Genomic DNA, 25,292 nt, shown 5'->3' with positions numbered 1-25,292 from the left:
TTATTACCTTTTTCTACTTTTTTGATGTAAGCTGGCTTGGGTATCGTCTGGTTTATAGGAAAGGCTATGTATAGGGTGATTGCATGTGGAATCTCAGCGCATCTTATGCTACTTTTGATAGTGAACTTAATAACTGAAGGAGGTCGTACAATGAGTGTACATATTGGAGCAAATCAAGGAGATATTGCTGAAACGATTCTATTGCCGGGAGATCCACTTCGTGCGAAGTACATTGCAGAAACGTTTTTAGAGGACGTTGTCTGTTATAACGAAGTAAGGGGAATGCTCGGGTTTACAGGTACATACAAGGGAGAAAGAATTTCTGTTCAGGGGACTGGGATGGGAGTGCCATCCATTTCAATTTATGTAAATGAATTGATTCAAAGCTACGGTGTTAAGAATTTGATTCGTGTTGGGACATGTGGCGCATTAAAGAAAGAAGTGAACGTTAGAGACGTAATTCTTGCGATGAGCGCAACGTCCGATTCAGGTGTAAACCGCCTGCAATTTAACGGGATGGATTTCGCACCAACTGCCAATTTCGACTTACTTAAGCACGCTTACGATGCTGCTACTGAAAAAGAAATGGCTGTCCATGTTGGGAACGTCTTTACAAGTGATTCCTTCTATCGTGATAACCCGGAAATTTTCCAGCAGCTTGCTGATTACCAGGTTCTTGGTGTAGAGATGGAAACGTCAGCGCTTTATACGATCGCTGCAAAATTCGGTGTGAATGCACTTACTGTTCTTACGGTTAGTGATCACATTGTAACTGGTGAGGAAACAACATCAGAAGAACGTCAGTCTACTTTTAAAGACATGATGATTATCGCTTTGGAAGCTGCGTTAAAGCAGAAGTAAGCACAAGAAAAACGAGTGTACACTCGTTTTTCTTGTGTGCTTTTTTTATAGATCCTCGAATAGGCGAATAATATGTCCCATCTACCAAAAGGTTTTTCATAAACGTAGAGGTGGCAAGTAAACATCCAGGGGTGTTCCAGTAGCTAGTAAGCAATACCAACTCTTTTATAAAGGTGATTGCATACTTGTAATTCCTGATAAACAAATTGTGCTGTATCGCCTACTGAAATTTCACGTCCGTTCTCAGGGAGAACATCTTCATTAACGCGATAATTTCCTTTAGCTGGACCGTCCGGTAAATAGGTTGGGCAAACAATAGTCCAGTCAAGGTTGCTTTCAGATAATGTTTCATACATCTTCCTGTGCTCTTTGGCGGCTCGAGTCGTTTTAAGACGAGACTCCGAAGATTCATAGCGATATAGAGGTGGTTGGGTTCTACTCGTAAGGATTCCCGCTGTTCCCACAGTTATAATACGTTTAATTCCATTCGCTTTCATAACTTGAATTACCTTAGGCGTACTTTCAGATAAAGTTGTGGTTTTATCAGTACCAAGTGCGCTTACGACGACATCAGCACCTTTTGCTGCTTGAACAAGCACTTCTTGATCCAGAACATTTCCTTCAACAATTTTTATGTCATTTTGCACGTCGAGCTTTTCTTTCGCCCTAACAAGAACTGTAATGTCATGCTTGTCTGCAACAGCGAGTTTAAGAATTTCACTTCCAACTCTTCCAGTTGCGCCTAATAGTAAAATGCGCATGCGTGTTTCCTCCTTCGTGAACTTAATCCATTTTAGAAAAAACATTCACATAAAGCAAACACCTCTATTGAAATAGAACCGCTAATAAGAGAAATTCAGATGAGTAATCAGAATTTTTATTGTTTTTACATTTAAATTGCGGAAATCTACATAATAGGATCAAGATTTTTGTTAAAATACACATAGAATACTAATATCAGACTAGTATAATTATTCTTGAAACAGATAAAGGAGAGGGGAATGAATGATGAAGGAAGCCCTTTATACCAGATTAGAAGAGTTATACCCGGAAATGGTTGAACTAAGAAGAGACTTACATAGACATCCCGAGCTGTCTTTTGAAGAGGTCAGAACGCCGCGGTTAATTGGTGAATTCTACCAGAAACTTGGCGTGAAGGTGAGAACTGAAGTAGGAGGGAGAGGTGTAGTTGCTTATCTAGAAGGGTCATTGCCAGGTAAAACAGTGGCTTTACGAGCGGACTTCGATGCTCTTCCAATTCAAGATGAGAAGGATGTTCCATATCAATCGACTGTGCCAGGAGTTATGCACGCTTGTGGCCACGATGGTCACACATCCACACTCTTATTTCTAGCAAAAGCACTGCATGAACAGAAAGACCAACTTCCTGGCAAAGTGGTCTTCATTCATCAGTTTGCTGAAGAAATCACACCGGGTGGTGCGAAACCGATGATTGAGGATGGATGTCTTGACGGGGTGGATGTGCTGTTTGGAACGCATCTCTGGTCCGGATTCCCAACAGGAACGATCGCTTATAAAGCTGGCCAACTTATGGCGGCTGCAGATTCGTTTGAAATTGTTATTAAAGGAAAGGGTGGACATGGAGGTATTCCTCACGAGGCAATCGATTCCATTGTGATTGCAAGTCAGCTTGTAGGGAACCTTCAGCAGATTGTAAGTCGCTTTATTAACCCTACTCGTACAGCAGTTCTTTCAATTGGATCCTTCCATTCTGGATCAGCATTCAATGTCATCACTGAATCTGCAACTTTAACTGGAACCGTGAGAACATTCGACATCGAAATACGGGAAAAAATTGTTGCGCTCATGGAAAGAATAATTAAGGGAACATGTGAAGCTGCTGGCGCAGACTATTCATTTTCATATAATAGAGGGTATCCGCCCGTTATCAATCATGAGTCAGAAACAGCATTATTAAAAAGGGCAGCAGAGAAAGTAGAGGGAGTCAATCATGTTGTAGAGACAGAAGCATTAATGATCGGAGAAGATGTCGCCTATTATCTTAAAGAAGTCCCGGGGACATTCTTTTTAACAGGATCACGAAATGAAGAGTTGAATGCAACGTATCCTCATCATCACCCTAGGTTTGACATCGATGAAAAAGCGATGGTTATTGCAGCAAAGACTCTTGGAGAAGCGACGCTAACGTATTTGGAACAATCGAACAAGTCTGCTTCAGAAATCTATCAGACAAAAAGATAAAAAGTGAAGGAGTGGAATGAATGACCAGAGGTTTGCTAGAAAATGAAGCAGAACTCAGTAAGCGACAATTGCATTTGCTTATGCAGGTTTCAACAATTTTTAACTCATCCCTTGATTTTTATGCTGTCATTCAATCTGTTATTGAAGAAGCCGTTTCAGCAATTGAAGCAGCGGATGGGGGGGTTCTGTTTTTATATAACTCAGATAAAAAAGGACTGAGTGTTGCAGCTTCTTCTGGATTTCGCAAGAAGTCTGTTAATGAAGTGATCCTTCGCCCGGGGGAATCGATGACAGGTCTTGCATTTGAAAAGGAAAAAACAATTCATTTTCAAACAAATAAAGAAGTCGTGAAAGCCATGAATACAATGAGTGCTCACAATGCTGCTCTTTACCATAAGTCAGCCCAGGATCTTCCAATGAGTACTATTTGTATTCCGATTAAGAAGGAAAAATCCTGTACAGGTGTGATTGTGCTGGATTGTTTTAACGAAGAAAAATCCTTCTCAGAAAATGATATAAGGCTAGTAGAAGCTATTTCTTCACAGGCTGCGATCGCTCTCGAAAATGCTCACCTGTACCGAAACAAAGAGGTATCCATCAAGAAGTTACAGCAATTTAACCAGACGGTCGTTCACCAAAATGAAAGCTTATCAAAATCAGTTGAGACTCACCATGCGCTATCAGACATTGCTGTGAACGAAAATTCTTTTCAGGATATTTGTTCCTATCTCTCTGATTCTATTGGCAAACCGGTCGTTATTTTCGATCCATTCGGCGATGTGAAAGCTACAAGTTTAGAAGATATACCATCTATTAAATCGATTAGAAAAGCCATCCTCACTCATCTGAATTCCATGAAAGGAAAAATGGTGAGCGAGGTTTTACCAGTTGAACATAATTTTATGCTTTTTCCGCTAGGTCGATTGACGTTTCCACTTGGTTATCTTGCGATTCTTTCTGAAAAGCAGCCGTTAACAAGATTTGAGCATTCCGCTGTCTTTCATGCATGCACTGTCGCTGGTTTGCAACTGATGAAAAAAGAAGCCATGGATAAAGAAGAGCAGCGGCTGACAAGTGAACTGTTAATCAATGTTTTATCTGCTCAAGAAGACGAGTCAGACAAAGGTTATGCGGCATCAAGGTTAGGGATCAGTATGGATGGTCATTTCACAGTAGCCGTTGTAGAAGTTCCACACGAGTTCGTAGGACCTGAAGAAGAATGGCTACGCAGCTGTATCCATTCAGCAATTAGCCATTTGTTGGATATTGACGAAGGAAAGCAGTTGCTTGTGACAGAATGGGGGCGGCAACTGGTCTTGTTATTTTATGTCGATGGTTCAAATGGTATTGAATTTTCAATCACGGTAGTGAATGATTTTATGGAAAAGTTCAATGATCTTGTTGATACGGTTATGACTGAGAAGATATGTAGAATCGGGATCGGAAAACCAGTAAGAGGAATTCAAGCAGTAGAGCATTCTTTTCTGGAAGCGAAGAAAACCATTAAATTTCTAAAGCGGTTTACGTTCGCTGGATATTCCTCCTGGTATGGGGAGATAGGGGCTCTAAGACTATTATTAAATAACAAAGAAGCCGAACTATCAGATTATGCGTTAGAGTACCTCTCTCCGTTACTAGCTTATGAGAAGCGCAGAAAAGGAGAGCTGTTTCAAACGCTTTTTGTTTACCTTTCGACGGGACAGGATTTGAAAAAAGCGTCTGAACAGCTTCACGTTCATGTTAATACGATGAATTACAGAATTCAGCGCATTCAGGAAATACTTAACATGGATTTTAACGAACCGTCTGACCGTTTAAATATTCAGGTTGCCTGTAACATTTACAGCTACCTATTTGAAGCATGATTAATCATCATCGGGTTGAGGATATGGTCGTAATTTGCGAATATATCTCCTGCTATCAAACAGAAATTTTGTATGAAGCTTCTTGTCTCCATCAAAACGTCTAATATGTGAAATGGATGGGAAAGCGCCGTGCTCATTGAATCGAACAGGTACCATTCCCTGTTGAATGAGATTACCTGAATTTCGATCAATGATGTCGACTTCAACCTCAGCTTCAAAAGTATTAGGTATGCCACTGTCCAGTCTTTTCACGGTTTGAACTTTAAACAATATTTGTGGCATATCGTTCCTCCTCCTTCCCGTTAGTACCCGAAAACTAGAAACTTTACCCATTGAAAATGTAAGAAGTAGTCCGAGGTTTTGGACTGCTTCTTGACGCTGTTGATTTTTTGCATTTTCAGCCAGCTATAGCAGGAGGAATTTGATGGTTAGTGTCAAATAGTAATTACGTAGATTAAGTGTCTAGCGATAAACAGAGTTGCATAAAGCGGGGTATAACATGAATGAATTTACGTACACATTTCCTTTTTTTCTTATAACAATTTCGATCTTATTGATCGTTAGCTATGGGTATACAGCTTTTGATTTTCATGAGAAAGCTATTCGCATGGAAGGAGCTTATAGAAAGATATGGCTGTTTGGGAGTTCGCTTGCTCTCGGATCGGGGATTTGGATTCTTCAATATATCTCCTTGCTTGGTTTATCACCTAATATATCAGCGCATTATCAGCCGTGGTTCGTCATTGCGTCATTACTTATTCCTGTAGGTGGGGCATTACTATCATTTATAGTACTATCCTTAAGTATGCAGCCATTTCGAGCAATTTTGCTTGCGGCTATTCCAATTACTACTTCGTTATTACTTTTAAAAATTCTAAGTTCTGTTTATCTTTTGAAAGAGACATACAGCCTTAGTACTTGGTGGCAAATTGTTGTTCCGGGACTTATTGCACTCGTTTCATCAGTTAGCAGCTTCTGGTTGGTATATGGTATCACGGCGGAAAAGCGTAACGCATGGGGGAAGATAGCTGGTGCGATTGTGCTCGGGATTGCTGTATCAATGATCAATTACTTCATGATGATGAGGGTTTCCGGCAATACACAGGTCGAAATTGAAAACTACAGTGATAACATGCTATTGCAATCGATCGTCATAACGGGCATATTTATCATTTCAGTCTTGATTTTGATTAGTGTGGTACGTGATCGTAAGCTTGAATTCCAGGCATACCAGCTGCAAGAGAGTGAGCGTCGTTATCATTCTCTAGTAGAAAATAATCCAGATGGCATTATGCTTCTGGATCTGAATGGACAAGTACTGAACATGAATCCGTCTTTAGAGGGAATTAGTGGTTATTCCGCTAAAGAGACGAAATATACAACATGCTTTAAAATTGTAGAAGATCGTTTTCACGAACGCACAATGAACTGTTTTGAAGAAACCAAAACTGGTATTCCCCAAAAATGTGAATCAGCCATCATTCATAAAATAGGCCACTCCGTTCGTGTGAAATTAATTTCGATTCCGCATGTTGTGGATGGGAAGATGAAAGGTGTTATCGTCATTGTTGAAGACATTACGGAATTAAAAAAGACGGAGGAGTTATTAAGACGCTCAGAGAAATTAACAGCTGTAGGAGAACTTGCGGCAGGAGTAGCTCATGAGATTCGGAACCCATTAACATCCTTGAAAGGGTTTTCAAATCTCCTTTACAGTTCGGCTACTGATGAGAAGTCGCAAGAATTTCTACAAATCATGCTATCTGAGATCGATCGAATAAATTTTATTGTCAGTGAGTTTATGCTGCTTGCGAGGCCACAGGAGAAAGAGTTTGCTGAAGGAGATCTTATTTCATTACTCAGACACGTTGTAACGCTACTTAAAACGCAAGCGATTCTTAAAAACATTGTTATTCGAACGCAGTATGATTTTGACCGTTTACCTATTATCTGCGAAGAAAACCAATTAAAACAGGTGTTTGTTAACGTATTGAAGAACGCGATTGAAGCGATGCCTTCAGGTGGGGTTATTACGTTGAAGGTAATGAAAAGCGAGTCTAATGAAGCAATAGTAATAATTACAGATCAGGGAGTCGGAATTCCTCTGGATAAATTGCCAAGAATAGGTGAACCTTTCTACACGCTTAAAGAGAATGGCACCGGGCTTGGATTAATGGTTAGCTTTAATATTATTGAAAACCACAGTGGCAGAATGAATCTGACAAGTATTGAAGGGGAAGGAACAACAGTTGAAGTCGTACTTCCGTTTGAAGAAAATAAACTTGTGTCAATATAATAAAAAGCGCTGGCAAAATTTCGCCAGCGCTTTTTTAGATTACTCGAATTGCTTAATTCGTATCAGTCTGTTGAAGCACCTCAATTGTTTCTTTTTCTAGAAATTCTGATGCTGGAATATCAAGGGCAGTCGATATTTTGAGAAGGGTTTGCCCGTCCGGGTCAAAATGATTTTCTGCAATTCGCTGCATGAGTCCGGAGCCAATTCTAACTTTAAAGGCAAGTTCTTCAACAGTCATGTCTGCTTCCAATCTATGTTTACGAATTTTGTCTCCCACTTTCATTTTTAATCCCCTCGTGAACTGGTACTTTTACCCCTCTAACCACCAGAACATCACAGTTAGCGTTTCTCGTGATGTGTTCAGAGACACTTCCCATTAGAAGTCTTTCAACCCGATTCATTCCGGTTGCACCGCAAACAATGAGATCAATATCATGCTCAGGAGCGATTTTTCTAGCAATCTTTGCTTTTGGTGAACCGTATTCAATGACGCTTTTAACATCATTGACACCAGCTATAGCAGCTTTTTCTTCGTATTCTTTCAAAAGACGTTTGCCGAAGTCTTCGGCTCGTTCTGTTGCAATGTCATATAGCTCGAAGGTAGAGAAATTTCTAGTATCGATTACGTGCCCAATGAGCAGAAAAGCCTGATCTTGTAAAGCGATTTCTACCGCCTTCGAAAATGCTACCTCAGCAGAATCAGACCCATCAACTGCAACGAGTATTTTGGAATGTTTTGCACTCATTGTATACCCCTCCTAGAAATAGTTTGTTTTCTTACTTCTATTGTATGCCCTAGTGATTATAAAAACTGTGACGAACATCACACTAAGAGAAATAGAAATGATTCTATTTTAGAGAATTTTAGAATAAAATAAGTTGACAAAAATGCATCAACGCGATAATTTTGTACTAAGGAAACATTTATAGGCGCGGGCACAATTGTGGATTTTGGGTTGAGTTGACCTCAACTCTGTTTTTTTAAAATAGTGTTGCCTAAGGGAAAAACTTGTTTGCTAGGTGAAAAATAGAGAGATTGAGCAACTATTTTTCGTTAATGTTAGATGGAAAAGCACACCGCAACATCAAAGGCCATACGTTAGTCTAGAACTTCATGTAACGGATTAAATTTAAAAAGGAGAGTTGTTGAAAATGAAAAAATGGTTTGGATATCTTCTTGGTTTATCTTTATTTGTACTTATCCTTTCAGGATGTAATAGCACTGAAACTGATAAAAAAAGTGGCGACACGGTTAAAGTTACAACAACGATCGGACAGATAGGTGACATCGTCAAAAACATTGGGAAAGAGCATGTCACAGTAGAGTCACTTATGGGTCCTGGGATTGACCCACATTTATATAAAGCATCACAAGGTGATATCACGAAATTATCAAACGCAGATATTATCTTTTACAACGGACTTCATCTTGAAGGAAAAATGGGTGATATTTTCGCGAAAATGAAAAGCGAGAAACCAACGCATCCAGTAGCTGAAGCAATTCCTGAAGACATGTTATTAGTAGACCAGGCGAATTCAGCAGCCGTTGATCCTCACGTCTGGTTTGATATTGAGCTATGGAAGTACGCAGTTGAAGAAGTGCGTGATGGATTGATTGAATATGATCCAGAGAATGAAGCGGACTATGTGAAAAATACAGAAGCTTATCTGGAAGAGTTAACAACGCTGCAAAAAGAAGCGCAAGAGCAAATAAACGAAATACCCGAAGAAAGTCGCGTTTTAGTTACAGCCCACGATGCATTCCAATACTTCGGTCAGGCTTATGGAATGGAAGTTAAGGGGTTACAGGGATTAAGTACAGACTCTGAATATGGTTTGCGCGACGTTCAGAACCTTGTCAAAGTACTCGCTGATCGAAACATTAAAGCTGTTTTTATTGAAAGTAGTATTTCCGAGCGCTCAATCAATGCTGTAGTAGAAGGCGCAAGAGAAAAGGGACACGAGGTTGAGATAGGCGGAGAACTTTTTTCAGATGCCATGGGTGCTAAAGGTTCGCCAGAAGGGACTTACACAGGAATGTATCGACATAACATTGAGACCATTGTTAAAGCTTTAAAATAGATGATGAAGGGAGAAGGACGGATGAATCCAATAAATGTATCAAACGTAACGGTAGCTTATGACCGGAAACCTGTTCTTCAAGAAGTGACGTTCACAATGCCGGAGGGAAAGCTGATTGGTGTTGTCGGACCTAATGGAGCAGGAAAATCGACTCTTATTAAAGCAATATTAGGCCTTATTCCAACCGCTTCAGGGACAGTGGAAATCTACGGAAAGCCGTATCGTACGCAGAGAAAGCTTGTAGGGTACGTACCCCAGCGAGGTTCTGTAGACTGGGACTTTCCAACAAATGCCCTGGATGTTGTATTGATGGGGCGATATGGGCATATCGGATGGTTTAGACGTCCTGGCAAGAAGGACACTGCCATAGCTCTTCAGGCGCTGGATAAGGTTGGGATGAAGGAGTACGCTAACCGTCAAATTAGCCAGCTTTCAGGCGGCCAGCAGCAACGTGTTTTTCTCGCAAGAGCGCTTGCTCAGGACGCGACAGTTTATTTCATGGATGAACCATTCGTAGGAGTTGACGCTGCTACTGAAAAGGCGATTATTTCATTATTAAATGAATTAAAAGCACAGGGGAAAACCGTACTCGTTGTTCATCATGATCTACAAACCGTTAAGGAATACTTTGATTGGACGCTACTGTTAAACAAGCGAACAATTGCGCTTGGTCCGACAGAAGAGGTATTTACAATAGATAATTTACAAAAAACGTATGGGGGACGCCTGGCATTTCTTGATACTCAGGTTAACCAATCGTTTGTTGTGCAGCCATAAGGAGGGTTTACTATGTGGACTGAGCTTCTCTTAACCTTGCAGGATGCAAATACACAATGGGTTTTATTCGGGTCCATACTTCTAGGAATAGCAAGCGGGGTGCTGGGCAGTTTTGCTCTCCTTCGAAAGCAAAGCTTGATTGGAGACGCCATGGCTCATGCTGCACTCCCAGGAATTTGTCTTGCATTCCTTCTTTACGGAACAAAATCAATCGGATGGTTTCTCGTTGGGGCGGCACTCTCAGGTTTGCTGGCCACTTATTTTATCCAGGCGATCATCAACCATTCACGAATTAAAGAAGATACGGCGATAGGATTAGTCCTTTCAGTGTTTTTCGGGTTTGGAATTGTCCTGCTTACTAAAATCGCCCAGTCTGAGAACGGAAACCAGAGCGGACTGGATGACTTTATTTTCGGCCAAGCTGCATCACTTGTTGGAAATGACGTCAAGGTTATTTCAGGTGTTGCCATCGTGCTTCTGATCATTACGTTTCTTTTGTTTAAAGAGTTAAAATTGTTTACCTTTGATCGACAATTCGCGAAAGGAATCGGGCTTCCAACCAGCTTTCTGAACGCCCTTTTAATGACGCTGATTGTAAGTGCTGTTGTCATCGGTTTACAGGCTGTTGGTGTGATTTTGATGGCAGCGATGCTCATCACACCAGCGATATCTGCGCGGTACTGGACGGACCGACTTGATCGAATGGTTATTGTAGCAGGTACTATCGGGGCGCTATCAGGGATTCTCGGAACAATTCTAAGCTCAATGGCAAGTCGCCTTCCAACTGGACCTGTTATCGTTCTTTCAGCTACCATGATTTTCTTGATTTCTCTCATTCTTGCACCGAATCGCGGACTTGTTTCAAAAGGGTTAAAATTATACAAGATTCGTAAGAAAGTAGCTAGAGAATCGGTCCTGCAAACGATGTATGATCTATCAGAGGAAGCAAGCCAATCTGATCAGGGGCTTTCATTTTCCCGCGATCAATTAATTAATAGAAGAAAGATGGCAGGCCGTACGCTCGATTCTAATCTACAGCGACTTAAAAGAGAAGGGCATCTCTTAATGCCTTCAGAAGCTAAATGGCGCCTGACCGGGAATGGGGCCAAGGAAGCTTACGATATTACATTTAACAATCGTTTATTTGAAATGTATACGATGTACGAAATGAAGTTTGCTCATCTTCAATTAGCTGCTAACGAAACGTGGCAATATGAAGCGATTCCTAAAAGCACCTTAGAAGAGCTTAAACAATTAATGGCTGTTCATGAGCGTACACCCAAACTTGACCCTTCCCACTTCGAAAAAGGTGGAAAGTATTATTCTTCAAGAACACAATCAAGTACAGAGAAACAGCGGAAAAAAGAGGTGAAGTCATCATGAGTTATGGTGCATGGATTATCTTAACCGGTTCCCTTGTTGGAGTGACGTGTGGCATTGTCGGCTGCTTTCTCATTTTAAGAAAAATGGCGATGCTAGCTGACGCCATAAGTCACACAGTGCTTCTTGGCATTGTGCTCGCGTATCTTGTCAGTCATTCCCTTGAAGGAATTTATATGCTCGTCGGGGCAGGGATTATTGGTTTGTTAACAGCTTTCTTAGTGCAGGTACTCCATTCAAGCGGTGTGCAGTCAGACGCCGCGATCGGTGTCGTATTTACTTCACTATTTGCTTTTGGTGTCATTCTTCTTTCAGCGTTCGCCGGGAAGGTGCACTTGGACGTCAATCACGCTCTCATGGGAGAAATTACGTTCATACCATGGAATACATTAACAGTGGGCGGAAGGGATCTCGGGCCATCTGCCGTTTGGATGCTTGGCAGTGTACTCCTCATCAATTTAGTAGTCATTGTCCTATTTTACAAGGAGATCAAAATCAGTTCATTTGATCCAGCAATGGCTTCAGCAATTGGAATTCCAGTCATGTTTATTCACTACTTACTCATGTCGATGGTATCAATTACAACTGTAGCATCATTTGATAGTGTCGGGGCCATCCTTGTAGTTGCGATGCTGATTGTACCGGGTGCAACAGCCTACTTATTAACAGATCGACTGCTTGTGATGTTGTTTATTAGTGCAGGCATTGGTGTACTATCAGCTGTAGGTGGTTATTACGCCGCTCTTGCCTGGAACATCTCCATTTCTGGCTCAATGGCATCAATTGCTGGTTTATTATTTGCGATCACCTTTGTTTTGTCTCCAAGACATGGCTTATTATCTAAATTGCTGGCAAGAAGATCCATTGTTGCTGAGCAATCTTCATAATTTAACGCGATAAATCAAAAAAGAAATGATTCAAAACTATATGAAAATTATGTTAGTTATAGTATAGTAAAGAAATGCGATAGCTTGTGCCCACAAGTCTATCTCCTCAATTAGCAGCCCTTTAAGCGAATGCTGGATTCGCTTAAAGGGCTATTTTTTTGAATGTGAAATTGTGCTTCTGTATTTGGTTAGTTTTACTATTAATCTTTGGGATTGAAAATAATTAGAAATGGGAATAGAATCGAAGACTTAATTATACGATCTTTCGGAAGGAGATTCATAATGGACACGGGTACTGCAGCAAAACACAAAGCAAGACAGGCAACGAACGATGTAAAGCCCTGGATAAGAGGGTTAGCAAGAATGGGGTATGCAGCTAAAGGTGTTGTATACTTAATTATCGGGATTCTTTCATTTCAGGCTGCTTTTGGACCGGGTGGTAAAACAACCGATTCCAAAGGAGCATTTGTTACCATTGCAGGGAAACCATTTGGAGAAGTGCTTCTTTGGCTACTTATAGTTGGGTTAATTGGTTATGCATTATGGAAAGCCATTCAGGCGATTAAGGATCCCGATAATTATGGGAGTGATACGAAGGGGATTGTGATCCGTATCGGTTTGTTTGGAGCTGGTGTTGTGCATCTATTTCTTGCATATAATGCGTTTTCAATCATTACGAGAGCTGGTAGTTCTTCTTCTGGCAGTAATCAATCCATGTCGGCTAAATTATTAGGACAACCATTTGGTCAATGGGTTATTGGCTTTATTGGGCTATGCTTCATTGGATTTGGTGTATATCAAGTGATTCGTGCATATAAGAAGTCATTTATGAAACAACTCAAGCAGTATGAGATGCACGAGAAGGAAGAATGGTGGGGCAAACGTGCAGGTCAAATTGGACTATCAGCACGTGGTGTTGTTTTTGCAATGATGGGTGTCTTCTTTATTCAGACGGCGGTTACTGCTAAGCCTGATAAAACTAAAGGACTCGATGGAGCTCTTTCTGAACTAGCACAGCAGCCGCATGGCGCCATTCTCCTTGGACTCGTTGCAATTGGATTCATTGCATATGGCATCTTTATGTTCGTTAAGGGTAAGAATAAAAGAATGAACTTTTCATAATGAACAACGCTTTAAGAAGGTGGAGCAATTGAAACAGATTTCGCTAGAGGGAGCGCGGAAAGGAATTGAGGAGTATGAGCTATATTTCCTTTACCTTTATGGCACGAATTGTTCTGTTTGCCATGCGCTTTTACCTCAAGTTGAGGACGTGTTAGAAGAATTTCCACAAATCAAAAGGGAAAAGCTCAATGTTCATGAAATCCCTGAAGCCGCAGGAGAATTTTCTGTTTTTACAATCCCTGTCCTTCTCTTATATGTAGAAGGAAGAGAAAGCATCAGGGAAGCTCGGTTTGTGAATATTGAATCGTTCCGTTCATCAATTAGACGAATCACGTCTATGCTTGATGAATAGTGAAAAGCACCTGTAATGGGTGCTTTTTCTAATGTTAAGTTTAATTAATAGTGAATGTTGATCACACTATAGGTGGAGCAGATCCACTACTTAGTGTTAGAAGCGGTCTTACTGCAATTGACCATGCTAAGGACGTGGGAGATCAAAAGCTTATGAACCAATTAAGCGAGTCATAATAATGTAGGAATTGAATAGAAAATCGCGAATGATTAGTAATGCCCCTATTATAGGCGGTTCATAAAAAAACAAAGGTGGTTTTAATATGGATGATGCTCAATTGATTAAGCAGTTTACATTCTGGCGCTACCGCACGATTCAAGCACTAGAAGCAAGTACAGAAGAGATAGCTGACAAACTCCCTGAAGGGTTTTCCAACACAGTAAGATGGAACATTGGTCATATTCTAGTAACAGCTGAATTAGTGCTTCATCGTTTTACAGGAATGGAAAATAATCTCCCTGACCATTATTCTTCACTCTTTAAGGCGGGAACTCATCCAACTGAATGGACGGTAGAGCCACCAGATCTGATTGAATTGAAACACCACCTTTTGGAACAGAACAATCGCTTTAAATCCTTAGAAGGGAAACTTAATGAACAACTTGAAAATCCTTTTTCGATTGGGTCTTACCTCACCCTCGAAACGGTTTCAGAGCTTCTGCTTTTCTTAATGAACCATGAGAATCTTCATCTTGGAACAATAAGCGGTATTAAGAGGGCATGTGGAGTGAAAGAACTCTGGTCGAAATCAACTGTTTAATACACACAACGCGTGCGCTGCACGCGTTTTTTTGTTGTTCTTAATCGAATGACTTAAAAATAGACAGATTCTATTACTGTTTTTTGTAATATTTACAGATTTTAAAAGTTTTCTGAAAAAAAGGTTGAACCTTTTTTGTGGGTTGTTATATAATACTATCAAATAAAACAAATTGTATTATAACAGAAAAGGAGGAAGGTAAAATGGATTGTTATACATGCTATGGAAATGGTGAGCTTGAATGTCCACATTGCCACGGGAAAGAGAGACAGGGAGAAGGGTGCCATCATTGCGAAGGAGACGGTAATGTTGGATGTCACCGCTGTAATAGTAGTGGACGTCTGGAATAGGAGGGAAAGCAGTGATTGAGGAGAAAAGTGAAAGCGTTCACTTGGAAGCGAGCCGTGTACTAACACAGGAGACAATGCAGTTTCTCCAGAAGCTGCATTGCCAATTTGAAGCAGAAATAAACGAACTTTCGAGACAAAAGCCAACACTCACCTTAGAAGAAAAACGTGGATTCCTTTCCGAATCAGAAAACGTGCGCGAAGCACCATGGACTGTTTCACCGGTTCGAGCTGACCTTCAAGATCGACGTATCATCATCAAACAATCTGCCGAGGATCGCGATAACCTGTTAAGTTCATATCAGGGAGGAGCCAGTTTACTAACATGTGATTTTGATGAGTATCTATCACTAGATAAACGGATGGTGGCACAGGAAAACGTGAAGGAACTGATTCAACGAACAAATCAGGTTGTGCATTATCCTACTGCGATCATGATGATCCCTCGAAAGTGGGATGCGATGGAAGAACACTATCGAATAAATGGTAAAAGAATTTCTGCTGGTTTATTTGACTTCGGATTATACGTCTTTCATAACGCGCAAGCATTACAAAAGAATCGCTCAGCTCCTTATGTGTATTTGAAAGGAATTGGCTCCTATAAAGAAGCCAGGCTCTGGAATCATATTTTTACTTTTACTGAAAACGAACTGAATTTATTAAACGGTACGATCAAAGCATCTATCCTTATCGAAAGTGAAAACAGTATTTATCAGTCAGAAGAAATGCTTTACGAGTTAAAACAACATAGTGCAGGGCTTCATGTCTTATCGACTCTTGACGCTGCATCAGCACACTATGCGATCTATATTGCGCATAAACGACTTGCACATGTCATATATGAGCAGTCGAGCGAAAGCAGTTTCTATGACGGAGGTTTGAATTCGGGGGAGCAATTTGAAACGGGAACACAGAAGGCGGTAGAAGGGTTTGATGGAACCTGTGTCACTGATTCCAATCTAATCGGGATGATGAGGGCGATCTGGAATCACTATATGCCTGAGCCTAATCAGATCTGGAAGAAGCGACAGGGGGGTAGCCTTGAGGCCAACAGAAGCTGTAAGGTAAACAGGGATTGTTGATTGAAGTACTTAAAAATTAACGATAATCAGGGGGATATAAACATGACGAACAAGCAAATTACTTCTATTCAAGAACGCTGGAATCAGGATCGCTTTAAAGGAGTTGAACGACCATATTCTCCAGAAGATGTTCATAAACTTCAGGGTTCCGTTCAGATCGAATATACGCTTGCAAAAAGAGGAGCAGAGCGTCTTTGGAAACTTGTGAATGAAGAAGATTTTGTAAATGCCCTAGGCGCATTAACTGGAAATCAAGCCGTTCAACAGGTGAAAGCAGGATTGAAGGCCATATACTTAAGCGGTTGGCAGGTTGCAGCAGATGCAAATATGTCAGGACAGATGTATCCAGACCAGAGCCTTTATCCGGTAAACAGTGTTCCACAAGTAGTAAAGAGAATCAATCAGGCTCTACAAAGAGCGGATCAGATTGAGCACTCAGAAGGAATTCATGACAGAGACTGGTTTGTGCCTATTGTGGCAGACGCGGAAGCAGGTTTCGGCGGTGCACTAAACGTATTCGAGTTGATGAAGTCAATGATTGAGTCTGGAGCAGCAGCGGTTCACTTCGAGGATCAGCTTTCATCTGAAAAGAAATGTGGGCACCTTGGTGGAAAAGTTCTTCTACCGACACAGCAGGCTGTGAAAAACTTGATTTCGGCTCGTCTTGCAGCTGATGTAATGGGAGTACCGACGTTGATCATCGCTAGAACCGATGCAAATGCAGCGAATCTAATTACAAGCGATGTAGATGAGTACGATGGAGAATTTTTAACTGGAGAACGTACTCCAGAAGGCTTTTTCTATACGAAGCCAGGGCTTAATCAAGCGATCGCACGTGGTCTTGCTTATGCACCTTATGCTGATCTCATCTGGTGTGAAACGTCTGAACCGAATCTTGAAGAAGCACAGCGTTTCGCGAATGCCATTCATGAAAGGTTTCCGGGTAAACTTTTAGCATACAATTGTTCACCATCTTTCAACTGGAAGAAAAAGCTTGATGATGATACTATCGCAAAATTCCAGCGTGAACTAGGAAAAATGGGTTATAAGTTCCAATTCGTTACACTTGCTGGCTTCCACGCGCTAAACCACAGTATGTTCGAACTGGCAAGAGATTACAAAGACAATGGCATGGCAGCATATTCGCGCCTTCAGCAAGCTGAATTTGCAAGTGAAGCGGATGGGTATTCGGCAACAAGACACCAGCGTGAAGTTGGAACAGGTTATTTCGATGTCGTGTCTCAAGTGATTACTGGTGGGGCTTCGTCTACGACAGCTCTCAAAGGATCAACAGAGGAAGAGCAGTTTAGTAGTACTAAATAAGGTTCCATAAAGATGTGGAAAGGAAAAACCGGCTGAAAATCAGCCGGTTTTTAGTGTGGAAATAGCCATATTAGGTTAAGGGCCGGGTGAGCAGATGTCGTTCCACCCTCCTTAGTAAAAGGAATAAAAGGGGTTGTCTCATTCTTCTTATAACGACATGAGGGAACCCAGTTTTACTGTACAACCTGTTCTCCTTTTTCAATCACTTACTCATTCTTCTCTTAATGTTTTAGTATTTTTTTGAGCAAAACAAAAGGAATTGCTCTAAAAGGGAATAATTATGGAGTTGTCCAAATACGATGAGTAATAAAAGATCGAGGAGGGACAGGCACAAATGATCCAAGCAGTGCTAGCTAGATGATTGTCCGCTTCTTCATTTTTCTCATTGGCTTCGGTCTCTCTGTTGCAGGAGGGGTTACATTAATTCTTCATTTGAACTTAATTATTATTGGACATAGTCTAACTGACTATTTTATCTTTATTTCAAAGTCTCCTGAGCTTTATCTGTTTGCTTCAGGTATTGTCGTTGTGTGGTTTAGTGTTTATTGGCCAAGATTATAATTAGGTGAGAATTCATCTTTCTCCGCTAATGTCCCTTTCGAAATTCAAGTTTCTCCATACCCTATACTGTAGGCAGATATCTTGATTGGCCAGCAGGAAAGGGAGGAAGACAGATGGACAATTACCATTCAGGTTTTTATCCAGATACAAGAGTTTACCACCAGGTGAGGCAGTATGCTCACCAGCGGCCATATCCATTTTTAGGCGGTTTTGCAGGTGGCCTTGCAGGAGGGTTATTAGGGGGGCTATTAATTCCGGGAATTTATGGGGGCTCTTACTATGGAGGTTACCCAGGTTACGGTGGGCCTGGTTATGGATACCCGGGTCCCGGTTATCAAGGATATAGCGGGTATCAGGGCGGTTATGGATACCCAGGTTATGGAGGTCGTCCACCATACGGGTATGGACCATATCGCTAATCAAGATTAAAAGCAAAGGCGTGCTGCCTTTGCTTTTGTAGTGTGCCCGGCATGTGCATACGCTATAGGGTTCAAGTCCCGAACGGCAAAGGTCATTGTAGCCGTTAGCCAAAGGCAAGGGTGTCCGAGGCGACTCGGAATCTGAAGGAAGCCAGAGGCAAATCTCCGACCCGAGGAACACGAATCTCATACAAGGCTGTCATTTTTGGATGAGATGGCAACACACATCGAAGTCCAAATGACCAAAGGAAATGGCAGTAAATGAGGCGGGTAAATGGAGAGGAAGTTTGTGCACTTACCCGGGGAGGTCTGACGGTCACGCCATACACCTATGGTAACTGTCTTCAAGAGAAGTCACTGAACCATCAGAAGTCAGCCGAGGTCATAGTACCGTTCCAAACTCGAGATGGTACGGGAAGGACCGAATCATGAATAGAGAACAGGTTCTACCGAAGTACGCATCGTTCGATGACACAGAACATTTCAGCTCAACATATGAGGTAGGAGTGAAGTCTCTGAGGGCATATGGAGCGTGGAGAATTGGTGCCACACAAGGAAAGAAACCTGTCACGTGGAGGAAGAAAGCATGTTGGAAAAGATACTTCATCGGAACAATTTAAACGAAGCCTATCGACGAGTGGTCCGAAACAAAGGGAGTCACGGCGTTGATCACATTCCCACGTCTGAACTGAAATCCCAGATCTCGGAGTCCTGGAATGAGATTGAAGCCCAACTTCTGGATGGAACCTATCAACCGTTACCCGTCCGTCGTGTCGAAATCCCGAAACCGAACGGAGGCAAACGAAAGCTAGGCATTCCAACCGCCATGGATCGCTTCATCCAACAAGCTATCAACCTTTATCTTCAACGGATCTACGATCCGTCGTTTTCCAACTCAAGCTACGGGTTCCGACCAGGAAAACGAGCACACGATGCGGTCCGAAAAGCCCAAGAATATGTCAATGACGGATACCGGTGGGTGGTGGATATCGATCTGGAGAAATTCTTTGATCGCGTTCACCACGACCGACTAATGCGCACATTGAGTTGTCGGGTTAAGGACGGTCGCATCCTTCGAATCATTCGGAGATACCTACAAGCTGGGGTTATGGAGAACGGCCTAACACAGACGAACCAAGCAGGGACACCGCAAGGAAGTCCTATAAGTCCACTTCTATCAAATATCGTGTTAAATGAACTGGATAAGGAATTGGAGTCAAGAGGTATTCGTTTCGTTCGATACGCCGACGATTGTCAGATTTACGTAGGCTCAAGAAGAGCAGCCGAACGAATCCTTCGAAATATCAGCCAGTTTATCAAGAAGAAATTAAAACTAAAAGTTAATAAGGAAAAGAGTGCGATTGACCGCCCGTGGAAACGAACGTTCCTTGGGTTTAGTTTCACGCTCCACCGAGACTCGAAAATCAGGGTCGCGAAACAATCAATCCAACGAGCAAAACAGGAACTTCGACGCTTAACATCACGAAAGTGGAGATTAGCGATGTCCGATCGAATCAAGAAATTAAACAAATTCATTGTAGGGTGGCGAAACTATTTCCAGCTCGCTGAAACGACATCAACTTTTAGAGAATTAATGGCATGGTTGAGAAGGAGATTACGAATGATCCGGTGGAAGGAATGGAAAACACCTAAAACAAGAAGGAAAGAACTCCTTTCATTAGGTGTTACAAAAGCGAAAGCTTTTGAATGGAGCAACACAAGAAAAGGCTACTGGCGAATTGCCAGTAGCCCGATCCTCCACCGTACCTTCAATGACAAGTAGTGGCGTCAGTTAGGATTAAAATCGTTAGAAGCACGTTAGATTTTCATGAAACCGCCGTATACGGATCCGTACGTACGGTGGTGTGAGAGGTCGGGGGTTAGTCACCCCCTCCTACTCGATTTGCTTCATTTTCTTAAAATGCTTCCCATTTCACTGTTCGTGCTTTCTCAAATCGGTTGTTTACTTCTTCCCAATTAACAATTTTCCACCAGTTATCAATGTACTGTTTACGGTTGTTTTCATACTGAAGGTAATAGGCGTGTTCCCAGACATCAAGTGTGAGAAGGGGAATAACGTCCCACTGACTTAAGTTCTGATGTTTTTCTGCCATCAGAATCTCGAGTCTCCTTGAAACGGGTGACCATACGAGGATTGCCCATCCAGAACCTTCAACTTTGTTAGCGGCATTTGTAAACTGCTGTTTAAATTGATCGAAACTTCCAAAGCTCTTTTGGATCTCTGCTAGAACTTCTCCTCCAGGTTTGCGACCTTCAGGAATCATGATTTTCCAAAAGATCGTATGAAGGTAGTGACCAGCTCCGTTAAAGGCAAGCTCTCTCTCCCAATGTTTAATCAAATCAAAATTCCCGCTCCTCCTTGCCTTTTGTAATTCAATTTCTGCTTTGTTCAATCCATCAACATAACTCTTGTGGTGAACATCATGATGCAGTCTCATGATTCGTTTTGAGATGGAAGGCTCAAGGGCATCGTAGTCATATGGGAGAGATGGGAGTGTATGCCCGCCAATTGGCACACGCTTAGCTCGCAATTGATCGTATAAGTGTTCAGCTCTTTTGAATAAGTCTTCCATTTCCATGTCTGTGCGGCTGTTGACATTCGTTTGGACATCAAATAGCCATGCATCTGTACTTGTCAGTAATGATGCTTTTAATGATTCATTAATAGAACTAGTAATCAGGTGGCTTCGGAAATGCTGACCCCATGATAACAAATCCTGATGTTTAGAAGCTTCCAATTTCAATCCCCCTTATTAGACGCTATTACTATATGAAGGTTATTAAGAAATTGTTTCAATCTCTTAATAAATGTTTTTAACATGAAACATTTGGGTAATTCTTCACTATGGTATTTGATATTAAGGGGGATCATTATGGGGGAAAACATAAATAAGGAACATCAGCAAAAGAAAAGGTTTAGAAAGAAAAAAAAGGCGCGTGTCGTACGTAGTGTACTACTAACAGCTGCCTTCTTAATGATTTTTGTATTATCATTTGGTGGTTATAAAACATACGCGTATATCAATGGAGCACCAGAACTTGATGAACAGGAATTAAATCTCCCGCAATCTTCAACCATTTATGATGCGGAAGGAAATAAAATGAGAGATATTATTGGAAAAGAACATAGGAAAATGGTTTCGTTTGAGGATATTCCCGAACATGTTGTGAACGCGTTTATAGCGGTAGAGGACGTAAGATACTGGGAGCATAATGGCGTTGACATTAAAAGAATTGGTGGAGCTATTGTAGCAAATATCCAGGAGGGATTTGGAGCTGAGGGCGCTAGTACGATTACCCAACAAGTTGTCAAAAATATGCTGCTCGAACCTGAGAAAACGTTAAAACGTAAAGTTCAAGAAGCTTATCTTGCAGTTGAATTAGAGAAAACCTATTCCAAAGAAGAAATTCTGGAAATGTATTTAAATAAAATTTACTTCGGACAGGGTGCATATGGCGTGGCAACAGCTGCACAAACTTATTTCAATAAGTCACTTGATGAATTGACAACAGCTGAGGCAGCTCTCCTAGCAGGACTTCCTCAGCGCCCATCAGGATATGACCCATACAAACATCCAGATCTAGCAAGTGATCGACGTGCAACAGTACTTAGCTTAATGGAACAGCATGGGTTTATTACTGAGCAGGAACGCAAAGAAGCTGAAGCTGTTTCAATTGAAGATTCGATTGTAGAACAAACAAGCACAACGACAACGAATGATGCGTTCATTGATCAAGTAATTAACGATTTAAAGAAAGAAGGGATTCCAGAAGAGGCTCTATACTCTGGTGGACTGAAGATATACACGACACTAGATCAGCAAGCACAAAAGATCGTTGATGAGGCACTAACAACAGATGCTGCCGTTACTTATCCTGACGATCAGTTTAGAGCAGGGATTTCTCTTATTGATACTCAAACAGGAGCGATTCGTGCAATAGGCGGCAATCGTCAATCTGGTAAAGATGATGTCCAAAAGGGGTTTAACTATGCGACACAATTAACTCGATCACCGGGGTCAACCATAAAGCCAATACTTGATTATGCCCCCGGAATTGAGAAAAAGAAATGGTCTACAAATAAACAATTCATAGATGAAGAACTTGAGTTGAATGGAAAAGAGTTCAGCAACTGGAACGATGAGTTCCAGGGGAGTGTTTCCATTCGAGAAGCTTTGCAATGGTCTTATAATATTCCTGCTATTAAAGCGTTTATGGAAGTTGGGGGAGAAGAAGCGCAAGCTTTTGCTGAAAAGTTAGGTATCTCAATTGATGAAACATATCCTGCCTATGCTATTGGTGGATTTAAAACAGGTATTTCACCTTTAGAGCTTTCAGGTGCTTATGCAGCGTTCGGATCAGGCGGTGATTTTCATGAGCCGTTTAGCGTTAAAAAAGTAGTGTATCCTAATGGGAAAGAACTTGAGCTAGCATCCGAACCTGAACGTGTGATGAGCAAAGGAACGGCATATATGATTACAGATATGCTTCGGACTGTCGTAGATGAGGGAACGGGCATGCAAGCAAACGTAAACGGGCTGGACGTTGCCGGAAAGACCGGAACAACAAGTGTAGATGAAGAAATTAAAGGTGATGGTACATCTGACGCCTGGTTCTCAGGTTACACGACGAACTACACCGCAGCGGTTTGGACAGGTTATGACAAAACCACTCGGGAAACTTATATTCATAAAAAAGACGATGATATTGCCAAACTACTCTTCCAACATATTATGAGTAACGTTTCTAAAGGGAAAGAAACGGCTCCGTTTGAAAAGCCAGAATCAGTCGTAGAACTGAAGATTGATAAGAAGACTGGTTTACGAGCAAATAGTGCCACTCCTTCTTCAGATATCATTAAAGAATTATACTTTAAAGGCGAAGAACCCAAAAAAGCAATTGTACCTGAACCGAAAATAGAAGAAAAACCAAAGGAAAAACCAAAACCTGAGAAAGAAACAGAGCCTAAGAAAGATCCAGAACCAAAGAAAGATCAGGAATCAAAGAAAAAACCTAAAAAAGAACCTGAACCAAAGAAAGCCCCTGTAGAAGAAAATGAAACAGAAAGCGAGCCCGCTTCTACTAAAGAACAGAAATCTACCGATGAACCAGAAGAACCGAAAGAACCTGAAGAAAATCAGGATAACGGAACAGAGCCACCTGTAGATCAGAATGAAGGAGAATCTAACTCCGAACCCGAGCAGAGCGATTCAGAATCAGGTAGCAGTGAGGACTCAGACCCTGCTGATGAAACCGGGCAGACAGAGGAAGAACAGCCTGCTGAAGAACAAAATGGGAACAGTGATGCCGGGAATGAAGAAGGTTCAGGTGCTTCTGAAAATGATGGTGGTGCAACAGATGATGGAAACCAGGACAACAATGGTGAAACGTCTGATAACGGTAGTGGTGCCACTGAAGAAGAAGGCAGTAACAACGCAACCAATAATGAAAATGAAGAAACAGAGAGTAGTCAGAGCAGTGCCACTGAGGGAGAAGATAGTACAAATGATGGCTCAGGCACTGTAAATGATTCGGCTAATGAGACGGAAGCAACAAAAGAACCTGCTGAGAGCGAAAAGAAAAAGCAGTAGATGATTGTGGTTGTGACATATCAAACAGTCAATTGAGGAAACCTCTATTATGATGAAGAAGGAATTGAAAATTCATTCATCTAATGGAGGTTTTTTATATGAAAGCAGCTGTAGTTCACGCTTTTAAAGAACCATTGTCAGTAAAAGAAGTAGACAAGCCTGTTATCGGACATGGAGAAATACTTGTTCGGGTTAAGGCATGCGGCGTTTGTCATACTGACTTACATGCGGCGCATGGAGATTGGCCTGTAAACCGAAGCTTTCTTTAATTCCAGGTCACGAAGGTGTTGGGATCATTGAAGAGATCGGGGAAGGTGTTGCACATAGAAGATATCAATGAGGTATTTACTAGTCTAGAGAAAGGTAAAATCAATGGAAGGATTGTCCTAACCTTCGAGTGAAATCAGCCGCCAGCAGGCGGCTGATTTCTACTATGCTGAGATCATGTTGGTGGTGCAAGAGGGACAAATGGTGTGATTTCTCCAGTGTCTGGAGGTCCTAGTTCAGGAGCAGGCTCAGTGTAGGTACCTGTATTATAGAGATTGGAGAGTGGCTTGATAATACCAGCACTGCCAATTTGAAGAACGGAAGAATTCGAAATTCCTTCGACTCTTAGCTGATGAATAACGATGTTTTGATTCACAAAGAAATTCACGAATCCTCAGCTCCCTAGTTGTTTGCTGTAATATTTTCATCTGCGACGTCTGGATCAAGAGAGTTCGTTACACTAAATCCGTTATTCACGATATGGAAGTCTCCTGTATTAAACGCACCTGAACCTGCGTATGTTTTAGATGTGGATTTCGGTGTTGTATTAAAACTGTCCCCGAAATTGACAACTCCGTCCGCACTGTTAATCTTTACTGGTCCTACTATTGAGGGCATGATTAAACATCCTTTGCACTGAGCTTTATATCGTATTCTATGTGTCAGTAAATGAATACGTTCTCGTTATTCATTCCTGTCATATGGGTCAGTGAAGAATTGTCGAATGTTCTTAATTCTAGCTTCTGTCCGAACTGTTTTAGTTGAACCAACATGAAGAACGGATGAAGCAGCAACCCCAATAATCTGGATGCTATTCACTTTAATGATCGGATTTTCGTGTATGGTGATGTGCTCAATAGCTTCAGTAATGAGCGGGATTGGAATCTGCTGAGAATAAATGGGGAATTTAGATAGATCTTCGAATTCATTTCCCTCAAAAATAGGTCTTTCTCTTTGGACTGCAAACACGTTAGTTTCAGGAGTCACTTGATTACTATCGCCAATTTGAATCATACTACTTCCATCTACTGAATGGATGTCAATCCAATTGACTAGAGAACTTCTGCTATACACCT

27 protein-coding genes and 1 pseudogene are annotated in these 25,292 nt (G+C 41.5%); 20 read left to right on the top strand and 8 right to left on the bottom strand.

The window, feature by feature from the left end; genetic code table 11:
• Window positions 1-150: 150 nt before the first annotated feature.
• Complete coding sequence (gene deoD, locus ABFG93_RS04340; protein WP_347550949.1) at window positions 151-861, top strand: purine-nucleoside phosphorylase; 711 nt, start codon at window positions 151-153, stop codon at window positions 859-861.
• Between the two features lie 143 nt (window positions 862-1,004).
• Here deoD and ABFG93_RS04335 read toward each other — a convergent pair whose 3' ends face one another.
• Window positions 1,005-1,622 (bottom strand): NAD(P)-dependent oxidoreductase, encoded by a 618-nt coding sequence (locus tag ABFG93_RS04335; protein WP_347550947.1) that lies wholly within the window; start codon window positions 1,620-1,622, stop codon window positions 1,005-1,007.
• 247 nt (window positions 1,623-1,869) lie between these two features.
• Here ABFG93_RS04335 and ABFG93_RS04330 point away from each other — a divergent pair, with 247 nt between their 5' ends.
• On the top strand, window positions 1,870-3,084 hold the full coding sequence (locus tag ABFG93_RS04330) for an amidohydrolase (protein WP_347552754.1): 1,215 nt from the start codon (window positions 1,870-1,872) through the stop codon (window positions 3,082-3,084).
• A gap of 20 nt (window positions 3,085-3,104) precedes the next feature.
• Window positions 3,105-4,949, top strand: a complete 1,845-nt coding sequence (locus ABFG93_RS04325; protein ID WP_347550945.1) for a helix-turn-helix domain-containing protein — start codon at window positions 3,105-3,107, stop codon at window positions 4,947-4,949.
• Here the strand turns inward: ABFG93_RS04325 and ABFG93_RS04320 are convergent, their stop codons facing one another.
• Complete coding sequence (locus ABFG93_RS04320; RefSeq protein ID WP_347550943.1) at window positions 4,950-5,231, bottom strand: hypothetical protein; 282 nt, start codon at window positions 5,229-5,231, stop codon at window positions 4,950-4,952.
• Between the two features lie 217 nt (window positions 5,232-5,448).
• On the opposite strand from ABFG93_RS04320, the gene ABFG93_RS04315 reads away from it, so the two are divergent.
• Window positions 5,449-7,245, top strand: coding sequence for an ATP-binding protein (locus tag ABFG93_RS04315; RefSeq protein ID WP_347550941.1), 1,797 nt, complete (start codon window positions 5,449-5,451; stop codon window positions 7,243-7,245).
• 52 nt (window positions 7,246-7,297) lie between these two features.
• On the opposite strand, the gene ABFG93_RS04310 is transcribed toward ABFG93_RS04315, so the two are convergent.
• On the bottom strand, window positions 7,298-7,528 hold the full coding sequence (locus ABFG93_RS04310; RefSeq protein WP_347550939.1) for a helix-turn-helix domain-containing protein: 231 nt from the start codon (window positions 7,526-7,528) through the stop codon (window positions 7,298-7,300).
• Complete coding sequence (locus tag ABFG93_RS04305; protein WP_347550937.1) at window positions 7,503-7,991, bottom strand: universal stress protein; 489 nt, start codon at window positions 7,989-7,991, stop codon at window positions 7,503-7,505. Before ABFG93_RS04305 ends, ABFG93_RS04310 begins: the two co-directional genes overlap by 26 nt.
• A 406-nt stretch (window positions 7,992-8,397) precedes the next feature.
• Between ABFG93_RS04305 and ABFG93_RS04300 the strand changes: the two genes are divergently transcribed.
• The 14 genes from ABFG93_RS04300 (at window position 8,398) to ltrA (ending at window position 20,120) form a co-directional block, all read left to right on the top strand.
• Entirely contained in the window at window positions 8,398-9,327 is a 930-nt protein-coding gene (locus tag ABFG93_RS04300; protein ID WP_347550935.1) for a metal ABC transporter solute-binding protein, Zn/Mn family, read from the top strand.
• Between the two features lie 21 nt (window positions 9,328-9,348).
• Window positions 9,349-10,104, top strand: a complete 756-nt coding sequence (locus tag ABFG93_RS04295; RefSeq protein WP_347550933.1) for a metal ABC transporter ATP-binding protein — start codon at window positions 9,349-9,351, stop codon at window positions 10,102-10,104.
• 12 nt (window positions 10,105-10,116) lie between these two features.
• On the top strand, window positions 10,117-11,487 hold the full coding sequence (locus ABFG93_RS04290; RefSeq protein WP_347550931.1) for a metal ABC transporter permease: 1,371 nt from the start codon (window positions 10,117-10,119) through the stop codon (window positions 11,485-11,487).
• Window positions 11,484-12,371: a metal ABC transporter permease gene (locus ABFG93_RS04285; protein WP_347550929.1), complete on the top strand. Its 888-nt coding sequence runs from the start codon at window positions 11,484-11,486 to the stop codon at window positions 12,369-12,371. Before ABFG93_RS04290 ends, ABFG93_RS04285 begins: the two co-directional genes overlap by 4 nt.
• A 282-nt stretch (window positions 12,372-12,653) precedes the next feature.
• Window positions 12,654-13,493: a DUF1206 domain-containing protein gene (locus ABFG93_RS04280; RefSeq protein WP_347550927.1), complete on the top strand. Its 840-nt coding sequence runs from the start codon at window positions 12,654-12,656 to the stop codon at window positions 13,491-13,493.
• 28 nt (window positions 13,494-13,521) lie between these two features.
• Window positions 13,522-13,845 carry a thioredoxin family protein gene (locus ABFG93_RS04275; protein ID WP_431522044.1) on the top strand — a complete coding sequence of 108 codons (324 nt, stop codon included), beginning with the start codon at window positions 13,522-13,524 and terminating at the stop codon, window positions 13,843-13,845.
• A 262-nt stretch (window positions 13,846-14,107) separates the two neighbouring features.
• Window positions 14,108-14,605 carry a DinB family protein gene (locus tag ABFG93_RS04270; RefSeq protein WP_347550923.1) on the top strand — a complete coding sequence of 166 codons (498 nt, stop codon included), beginning with the start codon at window positions 14,108-14,110 and terminating at the stop codon, window positions 14,603-14,605.
• Window positions 14,606-14,808: 203 nt separating this feature from the next.
• A complete protein-coding gene (locus ABFG93_RS04265; RefSeq protein WP_347550921.1) occupies window positions 14,809-14,955 on the top strand; it encodes a hypothetical protein in 147 nt (48 codons plus the stop codon).
• Between the two features lie 11 nt (window positions 14,956-14,966).
• On the top strand, window positions 14,967-16,034 hold the full coding sequence (locus ABFG93_RS04260) for a hypothetical protein (RefSeq protein ID WP_347550920.1): 1,068 nt from the start codon (window positions 14,967-14,969) through the stop codon (window positions 16,032-16,034).
• Window positions 16,035-16,076: 42 nt separating this feature from the next.
• On the top strand, window positions 16,077-17,357 hold the full coding sequence (gene aceA / locus ABFG93_RS04255) for an isocitrate lyase (protein ID WP_347550918.1): 1,281 nt from the start codon (window positions 16,077-16,079) through the stop codon (window positions 17,355-17,357).
• A 357-nt stretch (window positions 17,358-17,714) separates the two neighbouring features.
• The gene (locus ABFG93_RS04250; RefSeq protein WP_347550917.1) at window positions 17,715-17,918 is read left to right on the top strand and encodes a hypothetical protein; all 204 of its coding nucleotides are present in this window, start codon (window positions 17,715-17,717) and stop codon (window positions 17,916-17,918) included.
• A 113-nt stretch (window positions 17,919-18,031) separates the two neighbouring features.
• Complete coding sequence (locus ABFG93_RS04245; protein WP_347550915.1) at window positions 18,032-18,337, top strand: hypothetical protein; 306 nt, start codon at window positions 18,032-18,034, stop codon at window positions 18,335-18,337.
• Between the two features lie 428 nt (window positions 18,338-18,765).
• Window positions 18,766-18,957 carry a hypothetical protein gene (locus tag ABFG93_RS04240; RefSeq protein WP_347548066.1) on the top strand — a complete coding sequence of 64 codons (192 nt, stop codon included), beginning with the start codon at window positions 18,766-18,768 and terminating at the stop codon, window positions 18,955-18,957.
• Entirely contained in the window at window positions 18,924-20,120 is a 1,197-nt protein-coding gene (ltrA, locus tag ABFG93_RS04235) for a group II intron reverse transcriptase/maturase (protein WP_347550913.1), read from the top strand. The genes ABFG93_RS04240 and ltrA overlap by 34 nt, the downstream gene beginning before the upstream one ends.
• Before the next feature lie 133 nt (window positions 20,121-20,253).
• On the opposite strand, the gene ABFG93_RS04230 is transcribed toward ltrA, so the two are convergent.
• Window positions 20,254-21,096, bottom strand: a complete 843-nt coding sequence (locus tag ABFG93_RS04230) for a superoxide dismutase (RefSeq protein ID WP_347550911.1) — start codon at window positions 21,094-21,096, stop codon at window positions 20,254-20,256.
• A gap of 135 nt (window positions 21,097-21,231) precedes the next feature.
• On the opposite strand from ABFG93_RS04230, the gene ABFG93_RS04225 reads away from it, so the two are divergent.
• Both ABFG93_RS04225 and ABFG93_RS04220 read left to right on the top strand, forming a co-directional pair.
• Entirely contained in the window at window positions 21,232-23,949 is a 2,718-nt protein-coding gene (locus ABFG93_RS04225; protein ID WP_347550910.1) for a PBP1A family penicillin-binding protein, read from the top strand.
• 98 nt (window positions 23,950-24,047) lie between these two features.
• Window positions 24,048-24,274: pseudogene (locus ABFG93_RS04220) on the top strand (alcohol dehydrogenase catalytic domain-containing protein); the annotation flags it as partial.
• 117 nt (window positions 24,275-24,391) lie between these two features.
• Here ABFG93_RS04220 and ABFG93_RS04215 read toward each other — a convergent pair.
• From ABFG93_RS04215 to ABFG93_RS04205, 3 genes are all read right to left on the bottom strand, one after another.
• A complete protein-coding gene (locus ABFG93_RS04215; RefSeq protein WP_347550908.1) occupies window positions 24,392-24,604 on the bottom strand; it encodes a spore germination protein GerPB in 213 nt (70 codons plus the stop codon).
• Window positions 24,605-24,618: 14 nt separating this feature from the next.
• Window positions 24,619-24,834 carry a spore germination protein gene (locus tag ABFG93_RS04210; RefSeq protein ID WP_347550906.1) on the bottom strand — a complete coding sequence of 72 codons (216 nt, stop codon included), beginning with the start codon at window positions 24,832-24,834 and terminating at the stop codon, window positions 24,619-24,621.
• A 66-nt stretch (window positions 24,835-24,900) separates the two neighbouring features.
• Complete coding sequence (locus tag ABFG93_RS04205) at window positions 24,901-25,290, bottom strand: spore germination protein GerPE (RefSeq protein WP_347550904.1); 390 nt, start codon at window positions 25,288-25,290, stop codon at window positions 24,901-24,903.
• Window positions 25,291-25,292: the final 2 nt, after the last annotated feature.

Origin of the sequence: Pseudalkalibacillus hwajinpoensis, assembly GCF_039851965.1 — a bacterium.
GTDB lineage: Bacteria > Bacillota > Bacilli > Bacillales > Guptibacillaceae > Guptibacillus > Guptibacillus hwajinpoensis_E.
The sequence above is the reverse complement of the archived record's forward strand: the minus strand, read 5'-3'. Positions and strand labels throughout refer to the sequence as shown.

Excerpts from the sequence above, each read along its gene's own strand:
- ltrA (WP_347550913.1), top strand. The coding sequence starts at position 18,924 with ATGTTGGAAAAGATACTTCATCGGAACAATTTAAACGAAGCCTATCGA.
- ABFG93_RS04310 (WP_347550939.1), bottom strand. The coding sequence starts at position 7,528 with ATGAAAGTGGGAGACAAAATTCGTAAACATAGATTGGAAGCAGACATG.
- ABFG93_RS04225 (WP_347550910.1), top strand. The coding sequence starts at position 21,232 with ATGGGGGAAAACATAAATAAGGAACATCAGCAAAAGAAAAGGTTTAGA.
- ABFG93_RS04210 (WP_347550906.1), bottom strand. The coding sequence starts at position 24,834 with ATGCCCTCAATAGTAGGACCAGTAAAGATTAACAGTGCGGACGGAGTT.
- ABFG93_RS04305 (WP_347550937.1), bottom strand. The coding sequence starts at position 7,991 with ATGAGTGCAAAACATTCCAAAATACTCGTTGCAGTTGATGGGTCTGAT.
- ABFG93_RS04245 (WP_347550915.1), top strand. The coding sequence starts at position 18,032 with ATGGACAATTACCATTCAGGTTTTTATCCAGATACAAGAGTTTACCAC.
- ABFG93_RS04265 (WP_347550921.1), top strand. The coding sequence starts at position 14,809 with ATGGATTGTTATACATGCTATGGAAATGGTGAGCTTGAATGTCCACAT.
- ABFG93_RS04335 (WP_347550947.1), bottom strand. The coding sequence starts at position 1,622 with ATGCGCATTTTACTATTAGGCGCAACTGGAAGAGTTGGAAGTGAAATT.
- deoD (WP_347550949.1), top strand. The coding sequence starts at position 151 with ATGAGTGTACATATTGGAGCAAATCAAGGAGATATTGCTGAAACGATT.
- ABFG93_RS04285 (WP_347550929.1), top strand. The coding sequence starts at position 11,484 with ATGAGTTATGGTGCATGGATTATCTTAACCGGTTCCCTTGTTGGAGTG.
- ABFG93_RS04315 (WP_347550941.1), top strand. The coding sequence starts at position 5,449 with ATGAATGAATTTACGTACACATTTCCTTTTTTTCTTATAACAATTTCG.
- ABFG93_RS04295 (WP_347550933.1), top strand. The coding sequence starts at position 9,349 with ATGAATCCAATAAATGTATCAAACGTAACGGTAGCTTATGACCGGAAA.
- ABFG93_RS04330 (WP_347552754.1), top strand. The coding sequence starts at position 1,870 with ATGAAGGAAGCCCTTTATACCAGATTAGAAGAGTTATACCCGGAAATG.
- ABFG93_RS04270 (WP_347550923.1), top strand. The coding sequence starts at position 14,108 with ATGGATGATGCTCAATTGATTAAGCAGTTTACATTCTGGCGCTACCGC.
- ABFG93_RS04325 (WP_347550945.1), top strand. The coding sequence starts at position 3,105 with ATGACCAGAGGTTTGCTAGAAAATGAAGCAGAACTCAGTAAGCGACAA.
- aceA (WP_347550918.1), top strand. The coding sequence starts at position 16,077 with ATGACGAACAAGCAAATTACTTCTATTCAAGAACGCTGGAATCAGGAT.
- ABFG93_RS04280 (WP_347550927.1), top strand. The coding sequence starts at position 12,654 with ATGGACACGGGTACTGCAGCAAAACACAAAGCAAGACAGGCAACGAAC.
- ABFG93_RS04240 (WP_347548066.1), top strand. The coding sequence starts at position 18,766 with ATGAATAGAGAACAGGTTCTACCGAAGTACGCATCGTTCGATGACACA.
- ABFG93_RS04300 (WP_347550935.1), top strand. The coding sequence starts at position 8,398 with ATGAAAAAATGGTTTGGATATCTTCTTGGTTTATCTTTATTTGTACTT.
- ABFG93_RS04290 (WP_347550931.1), top strand. The coding sequence starts at position 10,117 with ATGTGGACTGAGCTTCTCTTAACCTTGCAGGATGCAAATACACAATGG.
- ABFG93_RS04320 (WP_347550943.1), bottom strand. The coding sequence starts at position 5,231 with ATGCCACAAATATTGTTTAAAGTTCAAACCGTGAAAAGACTGGACAGT.
- ABFG93_RS04250 (WP_347550917.1), top strand. The coding sequence starts at position 17,715 with ATGATTGTCCGCTTCTTCATTTTTCTCATTGGCTTCGGTCTCTCTGTT.